The organism is Salinicoccus sp. RF5 (assembly GCF_020786625.1).
Classification (GTDB): domain Bacteria; phylum Bacillota; class Bacilli; order Staphylococcales; family Salinicoccaceae; genus Salinicoccus.
The window spans coordinates 894,345-910,325 of record NZ_JAJGRC010000001.1 but is presented as its reverse complement, the minus strand read 5'-3'; the positions used below and the strand labels follow the sequence as shown (position 1 = coordinate 910,325).

The following is a 15,981-nucleotide window of genomic DNA, read 5'->3' as shown; positions in this document are numbered from 1 at the left end:
ATTATTGTTGCATATCATATAAGACTATGGTAAATTCTGTGTAAACGTTTACACAGGTGATAAACATGGTCACATTAAAAGACTTAGCAGCAGAGATTGGAGTATCGGTGGCTACAGTTTCACGTGCATTGAACAGTTCTGGATATGCAAGCCCGGAAGTGAAGAAACGGGTTCTTGAAGCAGCAAAAAGATTAAACTATAAACCGAATGAAGTTGCGAGGGCGTTGAATACTAGCCGATCAAACATTATTGGTGTCCTAGTTCCAGATATATCAAACCCATACTTTCCTAAAATGATCAGAGGGATAGAAGATGCTGCGATGAAGAATAACTATCGCATTATCATTGGTAACACTGATCATGATTTAGAGAAAGAGTCGAAGTATCTGGAGGTCTTTGACCAGAATAATTGTGCAGGCATCATTTCTGCAACCTGGTCATCCTCAAGAGATGAAATATTAGGAAGGCCACTCATTCTACTCGATCGCGTTGTGGAAGACCATATATCAGTAGAATCGGATAATATGAAGGGGGGGCGTCTACAGGCGACCCATCTTATCCAGCAGGGAGCTGACAGAATACTAATAATCAAGGGTCCTCAAAACTATAGTTCCTTCAACAAAAGGACTTTAGGTGCAGAAGAAATACTGCAAGCCAAAGATGTCTTCTATAAAACCGTTGACTATGACGAAATGGATAGAAAAATGACCCATCAGAACATTGATTTTTTGATGGATGTCAACGGCATCGTCTGTCCCAATGACCTGGTCGCTTATAGAATTCTAAACGCACTTGTGGATCATGGTATCTCTGTACCGGAAAAGGTGAAGGTGATCGGATTTGATAATCTTGATTTTTCGCAATACGTTCATCCTTCATTGACGACAATTGAGCAACCTGTCTACGAGTTGGGCGCTCTTGCTTTCAAGATGCTTCAGAAGTTGAATGAAGGTGGCAAGGTTGAAAGCCAAGTGATGGATGTCAAACTTATTAAAAGAAAAAGTACATGAAGGAGTTTTTCTAATGGATGTAGTAGTGGTGGGTAGTCTCTCAACAGACTTTATTGTGCAGGCGGATAGGATGCCGGAAAAAGGAGAAACCTTACTTGGACATGGCTTCAGTACTGCATTTGGGGGCAAAGGAGCGAATCAGGCAGTGGCTTCAGCCCGGTTGGAGGCGCAAACTGCATTTATAGGAGCAGTGGGTGATGATACTTTCGGTGAAAAATTAATATCAAACTTGAAGGATAATAGTATTTTTTGTGACGATGTGGAAACGTTTACAGGAGTGCCGAGTGGTACAGCGCACATCAACATATATGACAATGATAATTCTATTGTTGTGGTCCCGGGCACCAATGGCCTATTAACGCCTGAAGTTTTGAAGAAGCACCTGAAAGCTATTGGAGAGGCAGAATATGTCCTGGTGCAAAATGAGATACCTGTGGAGTCGATAGAATATGTCATCAATCATTGTGATCAAAATGGTGTAAAGGTGATATATAACCCCGCTCCTTACATCGATATTGATGTCTCAACGTTGGAGAAGTGCCACCTTGTCACCCCAAATGAAATAGAGTGCATGAGCCTGTTCAACATGGAGCCCTCAAAGGCAGTCGCCAAGTATCCGAACAAGCTTATTGTCACGATGGGGGATAAGGGATGCCTGTATCACAATGGCCAGCAGGAGCTGATAATACCGTCGTTTAAGGCAGAACCCCTGGACACAACCGGCGCAGGAGATACATTTAATGGGGCATTGGCAGCTTTTCTAACACAGGGCAAAGAGTTGGAGACGGCAATACTGGATGCTAATCTTGCTGCGTCATTGTCTATCAGAAAGATGGGTGCCCAAGGCGGAATACCGACTCTGGAGGAATGGAAGGAGGCAGTTCAGGATGTACAAGGAAGTAATATTGAATAGTGAGATATCGAAGGTGTTGAGCGAACTGGGGCACGGCGATTTTATCGCGATAGGCGATTGTGGCCTTCCTATCCCGGAAGGTGTGAAGAAAATCGATGTAGCTCTGCAGCCTGGAGTCCCATCGTTTGAAGATGTATATGCCCTGCTTAAGAAAAGCATGCATGTAGAAAAGAAAATCTATGCCATAGAGGCTGAAGACTCTGACTTATTGGGAGTTATGGATGATGGCGTTTCTTATGAAAAAGTATCCCACGAAAAACTGAAAGAGATGGTGAAGCATGCCAAGGCAGTCATACGGACAGGTTCTGTAACCCCTTATTCCAATGTACTGATGTATTCAAATGTTTTCTTTTAGGAGGTGGAAAATATGATTGAAATGAAAAATATCCATAAGGCATTCAATAAAAATAAAGTCCTGACAGGCGTGGACTTCACCCTGAGAGACTCCAGTGTGCATGCTTTGATGGGAGAAAATGGGGCCGGGAAATCCACCTTGATGAAAATACTTTCAGGGGTACATACTGCAGATCAGGGGTCGATCTACAATAATGAAAAAGAAGTGGAGTATATGGACCTTAAGGCAGCCGAAAAAGACGGTATCATATTCATTCATCAGGAACTCAATATTTGGCCGGAGCTCACGGTTCTCGAGAATCTTTTTATTGGGAATGAAGAGACCAGATTTGGCCTCTTGGATAATAAGAAGATGAAGAAGAAAGCCCAGGGAGTTTTCCACAGGCTTAAATTCCATATCGATTTGAAGCGCCGTGCTGGAGATTGCTCTGTCGGGCAACAGCAGATGATTGAAATTGCCAAAGCATTGATGATGGATACAAAAGTATTGATCATGGATGAGCCTACTGCCGCGCTCACGGATTCTGAAATTGAAGTGCTGTTTGAAATAATAGAGGAGTTGAAGAACACTGGCGTCTCGATTGTATATATATCTCATAGGATGGATGAAATATTCAAGATATCAGATGAGATTACAGTTCTCCGAGATGGCACAAGCGTCTTATATAAATCCAAAGAGGACACTACTTATAATGAGCTGGTTAAAGCGATGGTTGGACGCGAACTTGATGAACAATTCCCGGACAGGGAATCATACTCAGGAGATGAAATTGCGCTATCCGTTAAGAATTTGAAAAACAGTAAGCATCATGTTGAAAATGTGAATTTCGATCTGAGAAAAGGAGAGATTCTTGGCTTTGCAGGTCTGATGGGTGCAGGGCGGACGGAAGTCATGCGAACCCTTTTCGGTGTAGACCCGGGAACGAAAACTGTGGAGATCAACGGCAGGAAAGTAAAGATAGAAAAACCATCGGATGCAATCAAATATGGTCTCGGATTCATTACAGAAAATAGAAAAAGCGAGGGTCTGATTCTCGATTTCAACTTGATTGATAATATCACGATGCCTTCTTTAACAAGTTTTTCATCCAAAGGCTTTATGAAAAGTAAGAATGAAGCGGACTTTTCAGATTTGATGATAAAGAAATTGAACATTAAATCTGAAAAGGATTCGTTGATCAGCTCTCTTTCTGGAGGGAACCAGCAAAAAGTAGTCATTGGTAAATGGATTGGAAGCCAACCTGAGATACTGATTCTTGATGAGCCAACCCGTGGAATCGATGTCGGGGCCAAGAGGGAAATCTATTACCTCATCAACGAACTGACAGAAAGGGGGATGTCGATCATACTGATTTCTTCCGAGCTGCCTGAAGTCATCGGACTGAGTGATCGTGTTGCAGTCATGAAGGAAGGGCACTTGATGGGCATCCTTGATAAAGAAAAAATCAACCAGGAAAATATTATGACCTTGGCTACAGGAGGTAATTTGAATGAAACAGAAGCTTACAGTTAATGAAATGGTGGATCGATTCCTTCCCCTAGTGGGATTGACGCTTCTTGTCATTGTAATCACCATCATGAATCAGCAGTTTCTATCCCCGGATAATTTGTTGAACCTGTTGAGACAAGTGTCGATAAATGGCCTGATTGCTTTTGGAATGACTTTTGTCATACTGACTGGAGGTATTGATTTGAGTGTCGGTTCAATCCTCGCTTTTTCAAGTGCGATGACAGCATTGCTGATCACTTCCGGAATAGACCCTGTATTTGCAATGCTGCTGGGTTGTGTGGTTGGATTGCTCGCCGGAGCAGTCAACGGCCTGCTTGTCACAGTTGGGGGGATGGCACCCTTCATTGCGACTTTGGCAACAATGACAATTTACCGGGGCGCGACGCTGGTTGTTACAGATGGAAGGCCAATCACAGGCTTGGGAGACAGTCTCCTGTTCCAGATGTTCGGAAAAGGCTATTTCTTTGGAATTCCAGTTCCTGCCGTCACGATGATTGTAATATTCATTATTCTATATATTGTATTGAACAAGACGATTTTTGGCAGACGTACATACGCAATCGGTGGAAATGAAACAGCAGCTGCCCTATCTGGTATCAAGGTCAATCGAACTAAGATAATGATATATGCACTATCTGGCCTAATGTCAGCAATTGCAGGTATCATCCTAGCATCAAGATTGGATTCTGCACAGCCGACAGCAGGTGAAACTTATGAACTTGATGCCATTGCTGCGGTAGTACTTGGTGGCACCTCCCTGATGGGGGGTAAAGGACGCATCGTAGGCACACTGATTGGCGTATTAATTATTGGTGTATTGAACAATGGGCTTAATCTGATTGGAGTATCGTCCTTTTATCAACAGATCATAAAAGGTCTTGTAATAGTAATAGCGGTCCTCATTGACCGAAAAAAATAAATATAGGGAGTGTTTACAAATGAAAAAGTTACTTTTATTTTTCAGTCTACTCGTATTTACAGCAGGATGTTCAATGGAATCTCCAGGATCCGATAGTGGCGAGGAATCTTCAGGTGAATCTGGTGGAGATGGCACAGTCAAAATAGGAGTCAGCATTTCAACTTTGAACAATCCATTCTTCGTAACTTTGAGAGACAGTATTGAAGAGTTAGCCGAGGAGAAGGAGTATGAGCTGGAAATAGTGGATGCGCAAGATGATTCAGCGAAGCAAGTGAATGACATCGAAGATCTGGTGCAACAAGATGTGGACTACCTTATTGTCAACCCGACTGATTCTTCAGCAGTATCCGGCTCTGTAGAAACTGCTAACGCAGAAGATATCCCCGTCATCACTATAGACCGTTCAGTAGAGAGTGGAGAGGTTGCTGCCTTCATTGCTTCCGACAACGTGGAGGGTGGAGAACTTGGAGCGCAGTACATAGTAGATGAACTGGGCGAAGGAGCTAAAGTAGCTGAATTGGAAGGTGTACCTGGGGCGAGTGCCACAAGGGAACGTGGTGAAGGGTTCCAAAATGTTGCGGAGGAATCTTTGGAAGTTGTAACAAGTCAAACAGCGAACTTTAACAGGTCAGAAGGCTTGGATGTAACGCAGAATATACTTCAAGCCAACTCAGACATCCAAGCTATATTTGCACATAACGATGAAATGGCTTTAGGCGCCTTGGAAGCATTATCAGATGAAGATGTAATTGTAGTAGGGTTTGACGGTACAGATGATGCTATAAATTCTGTTGAAGATGGGGAACTGGATGCTACTGTTGCCCAACAACCTGAATTGATGGGTGAGGAAGCAATCAATACTGTTGAAAAACTTGAAAATGGAGAGTCGGTCGAAGAGGAAATTAAAGTGGAACTTGAACTTGTAACAGAATAATAAAAAAGATGAATGGTAACTCCTAGGCGTGGGACCATTCATCTTTTTTATTTTAACGCTGATCAATCATCAGCTCTGCATCCCGTTCGTGGCTGTCATAATATGCAATGACATCGCCCTCGGGATTCTCGAATTCAACGAGGGGCAGCTTATCATCCGCGCCGTCGTGGAGGATGCCTGCCGTGCCGCTTCGGACCGATTCGCCGATGCCCTGCATCTTGCCTCGAAGGGCATCATCATTCATTGAGGCCGCTTCATCACTAACTCTGATGGTGATCTCGGAGTAGTCCGCACTCTGCGGCTCGATGGCATCGATGAACTCATCATTCGCCATGCCGTTGAATTTCTCATCAAGGGACTGCTGCTGTTCAGCGGTGATATCCGCTTGTTCACTGTCCGAAGTTTCCTCCGCAGCAGCCGGGTCTTCATTTTCAGCAGCGTCAGTGGCTTCATCTCCATTGCCGCACGCAGAAAGCAGGAGTGCAGATGCCAGTCCTGCCATCATCATTTTCCTTTTCATAACATGAACCTCCATTGTCCGATATACATCATGCATATTAGCACAGTACGGGGGATGGATGGAAAGAAGAAGCGGGGCGTCTGTTATAATCTAGGGTGAAGGAGGGATACATATGAAGAAAGTGATCATGGATGTCGATACCGGGGTGGATGATGCATTGGCGATCCTCTATGCACTGGAAAGCAGACAGCTCGATGTGCTGGGCATCACGACGGTGAACGGCAATGTGCCGCTCGGGATGGTGAATGTGAATACGCTGAAGGTGCTGTCGCTGGCGGATAGGGTGGATGTGCCCGTGCATCCCGGTGCAGACCGGCCGCTTATGAGGACGTCTGAACATGTCCATCATATCCATGGGGATGACGGTATCGGCAATGCACTCGATGATTTCAGCTACAGCAACCAGTGCCGGGAACAGTTCGCAGCAGACTTCATCATCGAACAGGCGAAAAAGCACCCCGGGGAAGTCACGCTGATCGCTGTTGGGCCATTGACCAATCTGGCACTGGCATTCAGGAAGGAACCGAAGCTCTCCGAATGGCTCGATGAAGTCGTCATCATGGGCGGCCTGGTATCCGAGATGGGGCGGGGCAACAAGCTGCCGAATTCGGAATTCAACATATATACCGATGCCGAAGCGGCACAGATCGTCTTCCATAGCGGGGCCGAAACGACGCTGGTCAGCCTCGATGTTACGAAGCAGACGCTGCTGTCGAATGGGAATATCGAAACGCTCGAAGGCAGGAAGTACCATGACTTCGTCAAACAGTCGACGGAAGTCTACCGCGCCTTCAGCAAGGAGAAGTTCAATCTCGACGGCTGTGCACTGCATGATCCGCTGACGGTCGGCTACGTCCTGAACAATGACTTCCTCAAGATCGAGAAGCACCATGTCGATGTCGACACGGTGAGCCCGCTCAACTACGGGCAGACGGTGTGTGATTTCAACAATCTCCTCGGAAGGGAGCCGAACGTGAATGTCTGTCTGGGTGTCGATGCGGAAGCGTTCGTATCGCATTTTCTGGAAACGCTCGGTAGAGAAGGGTAGATATGTAGAAACCTCCCGTGAGCCTGATTGGCTTCCGGGAGGTTTGTCATTCAACTTGTCTTTTTAGGAATTTGCTTTCTGTGGCTCGTAATCTTCATCAATAATCAATACCGGTTTTACCGTTTTTCCGGAAATTGAATCCTGACTTGCCTGATTGATGTCCTCAAACTTATAGAATTCTATGAGTTTGTCGAACGGGAAGCGATTCGACTTGTGAAGTTCGATCAATTGTGTGATGGTAAGCTGCGGAATCGTATTACCCATCAGTACCCCAATGATCGAACGGTTGAATGTGGCGAGTTCGGTCAACGTATTCAGTTCGATTGTTCCTTTTGGTACGGCAATTGGTGCAATGACGCCTTCTTTTGAAAGGAGCGATATTGCATTTTGGATGACCGGAACGACCCCAGTGGTATCTATTATATAGTTAACCCCTTTGTTCTTTGTGAGTTTGTTGATTTCTTCCTGTACATCCTGCGTTTTGCTGTTGATGACATCTGTTGCTCCGAGTTCCCGGGCAGTTGTCAAACGGTCATCGTGGATGTCTATGCCAATCACCTTTGTGCAGCCTGCAATCCTTCCTGCCATCAATGATGCCATCCCGACTGCCCCGGTACCAAATACAGCTATGGAAGAGCCTGCTTCAGGGTTCAGACCATTGAATACAGTACCCGCGCCGGTCATGAAGCCACATCCAAGAGGCCCAACCAATCTCAGGTCAACATCCGGATCCACTACAGTAACATTGGCCTGATTTACGATGGAGTAGGTGCTGAAGGCTGAATGCATATATGAATTGATCGGTGTGCCGTCACTCTTCTCGAAGTAGTATGTACCTTCCGGTCGTTTGCCATCGAGGTTCAAGGATGCAAATGAATTACATGAGGCAGGTTTGCCGGTCAGACAATGTTCGCAGTGGCCGCAATACTTATAGGATAATACCACCTGGTCTCCAGGCTTGATATTCTTTACGAACCGTCCAACTGCCTCAATAACTCCCGCCCCTTCATGTCCAAGAATCGCCGGCATTGGGTGCGGTAGCTCGCCGTTTCTGGCCACTTCGTCTGAATGGCATATGCCACTGGCAACCATTTTCACAAGTATTTCGTCTTCCTGAATATCACTGAGTTTCACATTCTCAATTTTGTATTCTTCATCCGTTGCATTGACTACTGCTGATTTTATTTCCATTTTTCCGTCCCCTTTGATGATAATTTTAATATGCTAGATACCATGTATTATGGATTTAATTATTCCCTCCTTTGTAATCGCTTACAAAAATGTGTGCTAGTTCCAGTAAGATTTATCCATACATGATATAATTATCATAATAGTTAGAAAACTATATAAAGTCAATTGATTACTTAATAAAAGTTTATGGGTAAATAAAAATGAAAGGGAAAAGCTAAAGAAAAAGAAGAATTGTATAGAAACCTCCCGGGGGCCTGATCGGCTTGCGGGAGGTTTGTTTACATGCTTTAAATTATTATTCCATCCTTAAAACAGGCTTGATGACCGAGCCGTTTTCAGATTCTTCAAAGGCTTGATTTATCTGCTCGAAGTCATAATACTTCACCATTTTATCGAATGGGAACTGTCCGTCCTTGTAGTAGGAAATCATTTCCGGAATGAATTCCTGTGGTGTGGCATCGCCCTGGCTGGTGCCTACAATGCTCGCACCTTTTAAGGCGAGGATTTCAAGAGGGACGGAGAAGCTGTCATCAGTGACGACGGTGGCGAGTTTTCCGAAGCTGTCCAATGATTTGATGGTCTGCTCGATCACCGCATCGACCCCGGTAGTATCAAGTATGTTCTGCACACCTTTGCCGGTGATATCCTGGATTTCTCCGGCGATGTCGGCATCTTTGCCGCTTACGATGGATGCTGTAGCGCCAAGTTCTTTGGCCAGTTCAAGCCGGTTTTCGTGAAGATCCACTGCAATGATGTGCTCGCAGCCGGCTATCTTCGCAGTCATGATGGCACTCAGTCCTACAGCGCCGACACCGAATACCGCAATGGAGCTTCCTGATTCCGGCTTCAGTACATTGAGGACTGTGCTTGCGCCTGTCCGCAGACCGCAACCAAGCGGAGCTGCCAGAGCCAGGTCGATGTCCTTGTCGATCTTTACAACATTCCTCTGGTTGACGCGTGAGTAGGAAGCGAATGAAGACTGTCCGAAGAACCTCTCAACCAGTTCGTTCGTTTCCTGATCCACGTGGTTGTTCAGATTAAGCTCAGCATAGTTTTCGCAGTGTGCAGGGGGGCCGTTCAGGCAGTTGTCGCATTTACCGCAGCTGGCGAACGAGACGATGACATGATCGCCCTTCTTGAGGTCCGTCACTTCAGGTCCGACCTCTTCGATGATGCCGGCACCTTCGTGGCCGAGCACAGATGGCGGATTGACCATGTCCGTATCCCTGTCCGAGACATCGGTATGGCAAATGCCCGATGCCGCCACTTTAATAAAGACATCATTCGCATCAGGGTCAGGCAGCGCAACATCCTTTATTTCAAAGGGTTCTCCTTTTTTTGGTGTAACTGCAGCTTTAATATTCATAGATGAATTCTTCTTATATGTTTTTGAATGGGCTTTCTGAACTCAGAAGAATTGATTGAATGAGAGAGGGGTACCCTTTTATGAAGATTTCAAAACCTGTACTTTCTGACCGGAATATATATTGATGGGATCAGGACTCACCATATCTACTAACGTAGAGACGATCATTCTCCTTGATTACCATCAGAACATCTAACATATCGTGATCCGCATCATGAGATGGAGAATTGCGAATTTATATTTTTATGTAAATAAAAAATGTTACTTTTTTGGCACGATAGTCAGTAAGAGAGGAACAGGGATATAGAATCCTAGCATCTTTTAAGATGGAAGGATTTTAAATTTAGATAAGATTGTTATGAAAATATTAAATGAAAATTGATTTATACTAATCAATTTATAAATAGTTTTGACAATATATAATCAAAATGATATAGTGCTTCTGAAAGCGTTTACTAATAGGCGGTGAAAAATTTGGAAGAAGTTTATAAATTAAAGGGAGAACTCATTGTTTCTTGTCAGGCATTGGAAGACGAACCACTCCATGATGCATATATCATGAGTAAGATGGCATTGGCTGCATATGAGGGCGGTGCAGGAGGAATTAGAGCGAATACGGTAAGGGATATAAAAGCAATCAAGAAAGAAGTGGATTTACCGATAATTGGAATCATCAAGAAAGATTTTGAAAATAGTGAAATTTATATCACTCCCACCATGGAAGAGATAGATGAACTGGTAGAAGAGGGGATGGAAGTGATTGCGTTTGACGCTACCAACCTTATAAGGCCTGACGGGAGTCAATTCGAAGAATTTTTCAAGAGAGTCAGGGAGAAATATCCTGATCAAGTTTTCATGGCTGATGTGTCCACTGTTGAAGAAGGAATGATGGCTGCTGAGACAGGTGTGGATATAGTTGCTACTACGCTTGTCGGTTATACACCTCATTCTCATGGAGATGAACCATTGGAGACATTGGAGAAGATGGTCAGTGCAGTTTCTGTTCCAGTTATTGCAGAAGGCAATATGGATACACCTGAGAAAGCGGCTAAAGCTTTAGAAATCGGAGCCCATGCAGTAGTAGTTGGCAGCGCTATCACCAGACCACAAATCATTACCAAGCGTTTTAAGGATGCTTTAAAAAATAAGGAGGCATTTAAATGAAAGGAATCTACTCAGCATTAATTTGTTCATTCGACGAAGAAGGTAATATAAACGAAAAAGGACTCAGGGAAATTATCAGATACAACTTGGACATAAACGAAGTAGATGGGCTATATGTCAACGGAAGTTCAGGTGAGAACTTCATGCTTTCGACAGAGCAGAAAAAAAAGATATTCCGCATCACAAAAGATGAAGTAGCGAACGACGCAAAACTCATTGCTCAAATCGGATCCTTGAACCTGAATGAATCGATTGAATTGGGTCAGTATGTCACTGAACTTGGCTATGATGCGGTTTCAGCTGTTACGCCTTTCTACTATCCATTCGATTTTGAAGAAGTTAAAGACTATTATTTTACCATCATGGAGAATGTGGACAATGATATGATTATCTATTCCATACCAGCGCTTACAGGAGTCAATATGACATTAGATCAATTTGATGAGTTGTTTGCGCACCCGAAAGTCATAGGTGTAAAGTTCACTGCACCTGATTTTTATCTTCTAGAAAGGTTGAGGAGCACCTATCCTGAGAAACTTATATATTCAGGTTTTGATGAAATGCTGCTCCCTGCAAGCGTTATGAAAATCGATGGAGCAATAGGCAGTACTTTTAATGTTAACGGTAAACGTGCAAAACAAATCTTTGACCATGGCAGAAATGGTGAAATCGATAAAGCGTATGAAATTCAAAAGGACACTAACGATTTGATTACTGAAATCCTTGGAAATGGATTGTACCAAACTATAAAAGAATTGCTGAAAACCAAAGGTGTCGATGCAGGAGACTGCAAGAAGCCGATGAAAAAGTTGAATGATGAAGCTGTAGAAAATGCCAAGAGGATTGCTGAAACACACTTGAATTAATAGATGGAAAAATATCAGCATGGATAGGAGTTTTCAAATGGGGGAATTTGCTTTTATTGACTATGTGATACTTGTAGCATACTTGCTGTTCATATTGTATATCGGTATAGCAGTAGGTAAGAAAGAAATGAAGGGAAAAGAGTTTTTCAAAGGGGATGGAACAATACCATGGTGGGTGACATCTGTTAGTCTATTCGCTACGCTGCTCAGCCCAATATCGTTCCTGTCGCTTGCAGGAAACTCCTATAGTGGGACATGGATTCTCTGGTTTGCTCAACTTGGGCTACTTATTGCAGTGCCAATGGCAATCATATTCTTCCTCCCTGTCTATAGGAACTTGAATTTAGATACTGCGTATCACTATCTTGAAATTCGTTTTGATAAAAGGTTGAGGGTAATATCTTCAGTACTTTTCATTATCTATCAGATTGGGCGGATGTCAATAATCATGTACCTGCCTGCTATTGCATTGGCGGCAGTAACAGGAATCCGACCTTTATACATCATATTATTCATGGGAGTAATAGCGACCATCTATTCGTCATTCGGAGGTATCAAGTCGGTTCTGTGGACAGATTTCATACAGGGGGTTGTACTGATAGGTGGTGGTGTCTTCGCTTTGATCGTTCTTATCTTTGCAATCGATGGTGGAGTAGGAGAAATATTCAACACAGGTATAGCAAATAATAAGTTCTTAAGCGAAGCGATTGTATTCGATCCAACATTTACACGAGACAGTATTCTCTTGCTCATCGTAGGTGCAGGTCTGTCCACGGGATTCTCCTATATATCTAGTCAGGATATGGTTCAGCGCTACCTTACGACAACTGATATCAAGCAGATGAATAAGATGACTATGGGTAACGGTGTTCTTTCTTTAGGTACAGCGACACTCTTTTTTTTCCTGGGTACTGCACTTTTCGTATTCTATACCCAAAGAATGGGAGATAATATACCAGCTGGAAACTCCGATTTGATTTTTGCTAACTTCATTGTCAGTGAGCTTCCAGTTGGTGTCTCTGGTCTCCTCATTGCTGCTTTATTTGCAGCGGGTCAATCTACACTCTCAACTGGTTTGAATAGTGTGGCTACAAGTTGGACACTTGATATTCAACAGATACTAATGCCAGGTCTCGATGATAGAAGGAGTACACGAATAGCAAGGTATGTTTCAGCAATTGTAGGTGTTTTCTCCATCTTAGTAGCTATAATATTGGCCAATTCGGATATCAGTTCGGCATATGAATGGTTCAATGGCTTAATGGGGCTGGTACTCGGAATCGTCGGCGGTACATTTGCACTTGGTGTCCTAACTAAAAAAGTTAATGCAGATGGAGCATTGATGGCATTTATAGCAACGTCTATCGTAGCAGTATATGTTTCCTATTTTACTGACATTTCGCTTTGGGCATACTCCATAATCAATCTTATAAGTTCTTTTGTATTCGGTTACATTTTCAGTATGATTATGAATAAAAAGAGTGCGGCAAAGAAATCTGAGCATCCTTTGACCTATTATGATCTGGAAAATTAATGATTAGAGGGATACAGATGCATATTAAACATACAGTACATACAGATGTACTAGTTGTAGGCAGTGGTCTTTCAGGTATACGGGTAACTAAAGAACTAGCAGAAAAAGGACATGAAGTCATGATGGTCACCAAGACGCATCTGGCTTCTGGCTCCAGTTTCTTTCCTTTGAAAGCCTCACTGGGGACGCAAGTTACCAGAGATATTGCCGATAGAAAAGTATTCTACAAGGATATAGAAAGAATGTCCCGCGGCATGCATGACAGAAAATTAGCTGAAACCTATATAGACGAGATACCAGAGGCCGTTTCTGAATATGGAGATGTAGGAGTTAAAGCTAACAAGCTTGAAGATGAACGGAAAGCTTGTTTTGCGGAACATCCGAGAGATATATATTTGCTCCAAGATTGGAACGAGACCAGAAAAAATGTTGAACAAATCTTCGAAAAGTTTGATTCAATTGAACTTATGACCAAAACAGTAGTAGTTACTTTGATAGTGAATAATGGAAGAGTTAGTGGCGCAGTTCTCATCGATCACAATAACGATTTTGTTCATGTATCATGTAGTGCTGTCATATTATGCACCGGTGGATTCGGGAATATATATAAGCATAATCTGAATCCAAACGATGTTGATGGCTCTGGACATATTCTTGCATTGGATGCTGGTGCAGAATTAGTGAATATGGAGTTCATTCAATTCATACCTGGCATCACTACACCAAAGTATAAAACTTTATTTGGTGAGCACACTTTAGAATACTGTAAGGATATTGTTGATGATTCAGGAGCGAGTATAATCGATAGCTGGCTGCCTGCAGGGATTTCGCGCAGTGAATTGATGTCGATCAGAAGTACTCATGGCCCTTTTACACATACTCTGAAATCACGGTATTTCGATATTTCTATGATGCAGAAAATAATTGAAGAGAAAAAAGAAGATGGCTTCAAGTTGATATTTGATGAAAATCTGTATAAGACGGGTGATCAGTTCTATTCTGTCTATCTGGATTGGCTTAAGCAACAGGGAATTGATATGGTGGAAGATGATATTAAAATAGCACCTTTCGCACATGCAAGTAACGGTGGTGTATCAATCGATGTAAACGGATGTACAGGGGTAGGAGGTTTATATGCCATTGGTGAACTATCATGTAATGTGGAGGGGGCCAACAGGCTTGGAGGGAACTCCACAGGTGCTTGCATGGTGTTTGGTAAGCGTGCAGGATTACACTGCAATGAATATCTCAAATCATCTTCAGTGAGCTCCAGTATTCTTGAAGCAGAGAGTGCACTCCTTTCGTTCTGCCATATTGATGAACTTCATGAATTTTCGGAAGAAGGATTAAGATCTAATCAGGTTATAAAAGAAATACAGGAGATAATGTGGTATCATGCTAATGTTGTTAGAAGTGAAGAAGGACTTAAAACAGCACTGTTGAAAGTGAATGACTTATCATCAAATTTTACAGCCGCATCCATATTAGAAAGCAAAAATAAAAAGTCAGCAGTGAAAGCAATGAACTTTCTAAGACTATCAGAGATTCTACTGAATACAATGTTGAGACGAAGGGAGTCCAGAGGAGCACATTATAGAATGGATTATCCGTGTGAATCAAAAGAATATAGATACAAAACGAAGGTGAAGTTTAGCGAAACAAGCACTGTAACCTACAGATTTACAGAATGAAGAAAAACCATCAAATGGTTTTTCTTTTTTCACTTATAGGAGGGAAAGCATGAAGATTGGTGTTTTTGATATTGGTGGAACTTCAATAAAATATGGGATAATCGACATACAGGGCAATCTTACGGAACAGGGCACTATTCCAACCGAAGCTTATAATGGTGGAAACTCGATTATAGAACGTGTTGGAAGGCTGGCCGAGATGTTGAAAAAAAAACACGAAATTGAAGGCATAGGTATAAGTTCGGCTGGACAAATCAATTCTATGATGGGGAAAGTTGTGCATGCTACTGATTCTATTCCTGGATATAAAGGCCTTAATATTTCAGATATGCTGTCAGAAAAGGTACAGTTACCTGTTTCAGTGGAAAATGATGTTAACTGTACTGCCCTAGGTGAGAAATGGAATGGAAATGCTAAAGAAGAAGATGATTTTCTTTGTGTTACAATTGGTACGGGTATAGGTGGTGCGATTTTTCTGAATGGAGAATTATATACAGGTACTACTTTTGCCGCAGGTGAGTGGGGACATATGACATTGTACCCAAACGGAAAATCATGTCTATGTGGGTTTAAAGGGTGTTACGAAGAATATGCATCCAGTCGTGCGCTTCAAAGAAAAGTGGATGATAATTTTACCGGCATGGATCTCAAAATCTTTTTTGAAAAAGTGAGAGAAGGTCATGATATAGCAGTGAAGATCTTTGATGAATGGATTGAAGACCTTACACTAGGGCTCAAATCTCTTATTCATGCAATGAACCCTTCTCTAATTTTAATTGGAGGAGGAATAACTGCTCAAGGAACTTTTCTGGAGAATGCCATTAATGTAAAAATTGAAGGGATGTTGCTTCCTAACCATAAGGATAAGTTGACAGTTAAACTTGCTAAAAATCGTAACCAAGCCAATCTTTACGGGGCAGCTATACATTTTTGGAGTACATATGAAAGCAGGTAGGCAGAT

15 protein-coding genes are annotated in these 15,981 nt (G+C 42.8%); 12 read left to right on the top strand and 3 right to left on the bottom strand.

Annotation, left to right across the window (positions count from 1 at the left end; genetic code table 11):
* Positions 1 to 65: 65 nt before the first annotated feature.
* The 6 genes from LLU09_RS04805 to LLU09_RS04780 are packed head-to-tail and all read left to right on the top strand — an operon-like array spanning position 66 to position 5,640.
* Positions 66 to 1,010: a LacI family DNA-binding transcriptional regulator gene (locus LLU09_RS04805; protein ID WP_228310699.1), complete on the top strand. Its 945-nt coding sequence runs from the start codon at positions 66 to 68 to the stop codon at positions 1,008 to 1,010.
* A 13-nt stretch (positions 1,011 to 1,023) separates the two neighbouring features.
* Positions 1,024 to 1,923 carry a ribokinase gene (rbsK, locus tag LLU09_RS04800; protein ID WP_228310698.1) on the top strand — a complete coding sequence of 300 codons (900 nt, stop codon included), beginning with the start codon at positions 1,024 to 1,026 and terminating at the stop codon, positions 1,921 to 1,923.
* Entirely contained in the window at positions 1,898 to 2,278 is a 381-nt protein-coding gene (gene rbsD, locus LLU09_RS04795; protein WP_228310697.1) for a D-ribose pyranase, read from the top strand. The genes rbsK and rbsD overlap by 26 nt, the downstream gene beginning before the upstream one ends.
* Positions 2,279 to 2,290: 12 nt before the next feature.
* The gene (locus tag LLU09_RS04790; protein ID WP_228310696.1) at positions 2,291 to 3,790 is read left to right on the top strand and encodes a sugar ABC transporter ATP-binding protein; all 1,500 of its coding nucleotides are present in this window, start codon (positions 2,291 to 2,293) and stop codon (positions 3,788 to 3,790) included.
* The gene (locus LLU09_RS04785) at positions 3,768 to 4,706 is read left to right on the top strand and encodes an ABC transporter permease (RefSeq protein ID WP_228310695.1); all 939 of its coding nucleotides are present in this window, start codon (positions 3,768 to 3,770) and stop codon (positions 4,704 to 4,706) included. The genes LLU09_RS04790 and LLU09_RS04785 overlap by 23 nt, the downstream gene beginning before the upstream one ends.
* 19 nt (positions 4,707 to 4,725) lie before the next feature.
* The gene (locus LLU09_RS04780; protein WP_228310694.1) at positions 4,726 to 5,640 is read left to right on the top strand and encodes a substrate-binding domain-containing protein; all 915 of its coding nucleotides are present in this window, start codon (positions 4,726 to 4,728) and stop codon (positions 5,638 to 5,640) included.
* A gap of 52 nt (positions 5,641 to 5,692) precedes the next feature.
* On the opposite strand, the gene LLU09_RS04775 is transcribed toward LLU09_RS04780, so the two are convergent.
* On the bottom strand, positions 5,693 to 6,160 hold the full coding sequence (locus tag LLU09_RS04775) for a hypothetical protein (RefSeq protein WP_228310693.1): 468 nt from the start codon (positions 6,158 to 6,160) through the stop codon (positions 5,693 to 5,695).
* A 112-nt stretch (positions 6,161 to 6,272) separates the two neighbouring features.
* Here LLU09_RS04775 and LLU09_RS04770 point away from each other — a divergent pair, with 112 nt between their 5' ends.
* Complete coding sequence (locus LLU09_RS04770; protein WP_228310692.1) at positions 6,273 to 7,208, top strand: nucleoside hydrolase; 936 nt, start codon at positions 6,273 to 6,275, stop codon at positions 7,206 to 7,208.
* Between the two features lie 63 nt (positions 7,209 to 7,271).
* Here the strand turns inward: LLU09_RS04770 and LLU09_RS04765 are convergent, their stop codons facing one another.
* Together LLU09_RS04765 and LLU09_RS04760 are read right to left on the bottom strand one after the other, a co-directional pair.
* Entirely contained in the window at positions 7,272 to 8,399 is a 1,128-nt protein-coding gene (locus LLU09_RS04765; protein ID WP_228310691.1) for an NAD(P)-dependent alcohol dehydrogenase, read from the bottom strand.
* A 295-nt stretch (positions 8,400 to 8,694) separates the two neighbouring features.
* Positions 8,695 to 9,765, bottom strand: coding sequence for an NAD(P)-dependent alcohol dehydrogenase (locus tag LLU09_RS04760; protein WP_228310690.1), 1,071 nt, complete (start codon positions 9,763 to 9,765; stop codon positions 8,695 to 8,697).
* Between the two features lie 474 nt (positions 9,766 to 10,239).
* On the opposite strand from LLU09_RS04760, the gene LLU09_RS04755 reads away from it, so the two are divergent.
* Genes LLU09_RS04755 through LLU09_RS04735 form a run of 5 tightly spaced genes read left to right on the top strand, consistent with a single transcriptional unit; the run spans position 10,240 to position 15,975 of the window.
* Positions 10,240 to 10,929 carry an N-acetylmannosamine-6-phosphate 2-epimerase gene (locus tag LLU09_RS04755; protein WP_228310689.1) on the top strand — a complete coding sequence of 230 codons (690 nt, stop codon included), beginning with the start codon at positions 10,240 to 10,242 and terminating at the stop codon, positions 10,927 to 10,929.
* On the top strand, positions 10,926 to 11,795 hold the full coding sequence (locus LLU09_RS04750; protein WP_228310688.1) for an N-acetylneuraminate lyase: 870 nt from the start codon (positions 10,926 to 10,928) through the stop codon (positions 11,793 to 11,795). The genes LLU09_RS04755 and LLU09_RS04750 overlap by 4 nt, the downstream gene beginning before the upstream one ends.
* Positions 11,796 to 11,814: 19 nt before the next feature.
* Positions 11,815 to 13,329, top strand: a complete 1,515-nt coding sequence (locus tag LLU09_RS04745; RefSeq protein ID WP_228310687.1) for a sodium:solute symporter family protein — start codon at positions 11,815 to 11,817, stop codon at positions 13,327 to 13,329.
* A 17-nt stretch (positions 13,330 to 13,346) separates the two neighbouring features.
* Entirely contained in the window at positions 13,347 to 15,020 is a 1,674-nt protein-coding gene (locus LLU09_RS04740) for an FAD-binding protein (RefSeq protein WP_228310686.1), read from the top strand.
* 49 nt (positions 15,021 to 15,069) lie between these two features.
* The gene (locus LLU09_RS04735) at positions 15,070 to 15,975 is read left to right on the top strand and encodes an ROK family protein (RefSeq protein ID WP_228310685.1); all 906 of its coding nucleotides are present in this window, start codon (positions 15,070 to 15,072) and stop codon (positions 15,973 to 15,975) included.
* The last annotated feature ends 6 nt before the right edge of the window (positions 15,976 to 15,981 follow it).

Coding starts and splice junctions, on each gene's coding strand:
- LLU09_RS04790 (WP_228310696.1), top strand. CDS start 2,291: ATGATTGAAATGAAAAATATCCATAAGGCATTCAATAAAAATAAAGTC.
- LLU09_RS04770 (WP_228310692.1), top strand. CDS start 6,273: ATGAAGAAAGTGATCATGGATGTCGATACCGGGGTGGATGATGCATTG.
- LLU09_RS04775 (WP_228310693.1), bottom strand. CDS start 6,160: ATGAAAAGGAAAATGATGATGGCAGGACTGGCATCTGCACTCCTGCTT.
- LLU09_RS04805 (WP_228310699.1), top strand. CDS start 66: ATGGTCACATTAAAAGACTTAGCAGCAGAGATTGGAGTATCGGTGGCT.
- LLU09_RS04750 (WP_228310688.1), top strand. CDS start 10,926: ATGAAAGGAATCTACTCAGCATTAATTTGTTCATTCGACGAAGAAGGT.
- rbsK (WP_228310698.1), top strand. CDS start 1,024: ATGGATGTAGTAGTGGTGGGTAGTCTCTCAACAGACTTTATTGTGCAG.
- LLU09_RS04735 (WP_228310685.1), top strand. CDS start 15,070: ATGAAGATTGGTGTTTTTGATATTGGTGGAACTTCAATAAAATATGGG.
- rbsD (WP_228310697.1), top strand. CDS start 1,898: ATGTACAAGGAAGTAATATTGAATAGTGAGATATCGAAGGTGTTGAGC.
- LLU09_RS04780 (WP_228310694.1), top strand. CDS start 4,726: ATGAAAAAGTTACTTTTATTTTTCAGTCTACTCGTATTTACAGCAGGA.
- LLU09_RS04740 (WP_228310686.1), top strand. CDS start 13,347: ATGCATATTAAACATACAGTACATACAGATGTACTAGTTGTAGGCAGT.
- LLU09_RS04785 (WP_228310695.1), top strand. CDS start 3,768: ATGAAACAGAAGCTTACAGTTAATGAAATGGTGGATCGATTCCTTCCC.
- LLU09_RS04765 (WP_228310691.1), bottom strand. CDS start 8,399: ATGGAAATAAAATCAGCAGTAGTCAATGCAACGGATGAAGAATACAAA.
- LLU09_RS04745 (WP_228310687.1), top strand. CDS start 11,815: ATGGATAGGAGTTTTCAAATGGGGGAATTTGCTTTTATTGACTATGTG.
- LLU09_RS04760 (WP_228310690.1), bottom strand. CDS start 9,765: ATGAATATTAAAGCTGCAGTTACACCAAAAAAAGGAGAACCCTTTGAA.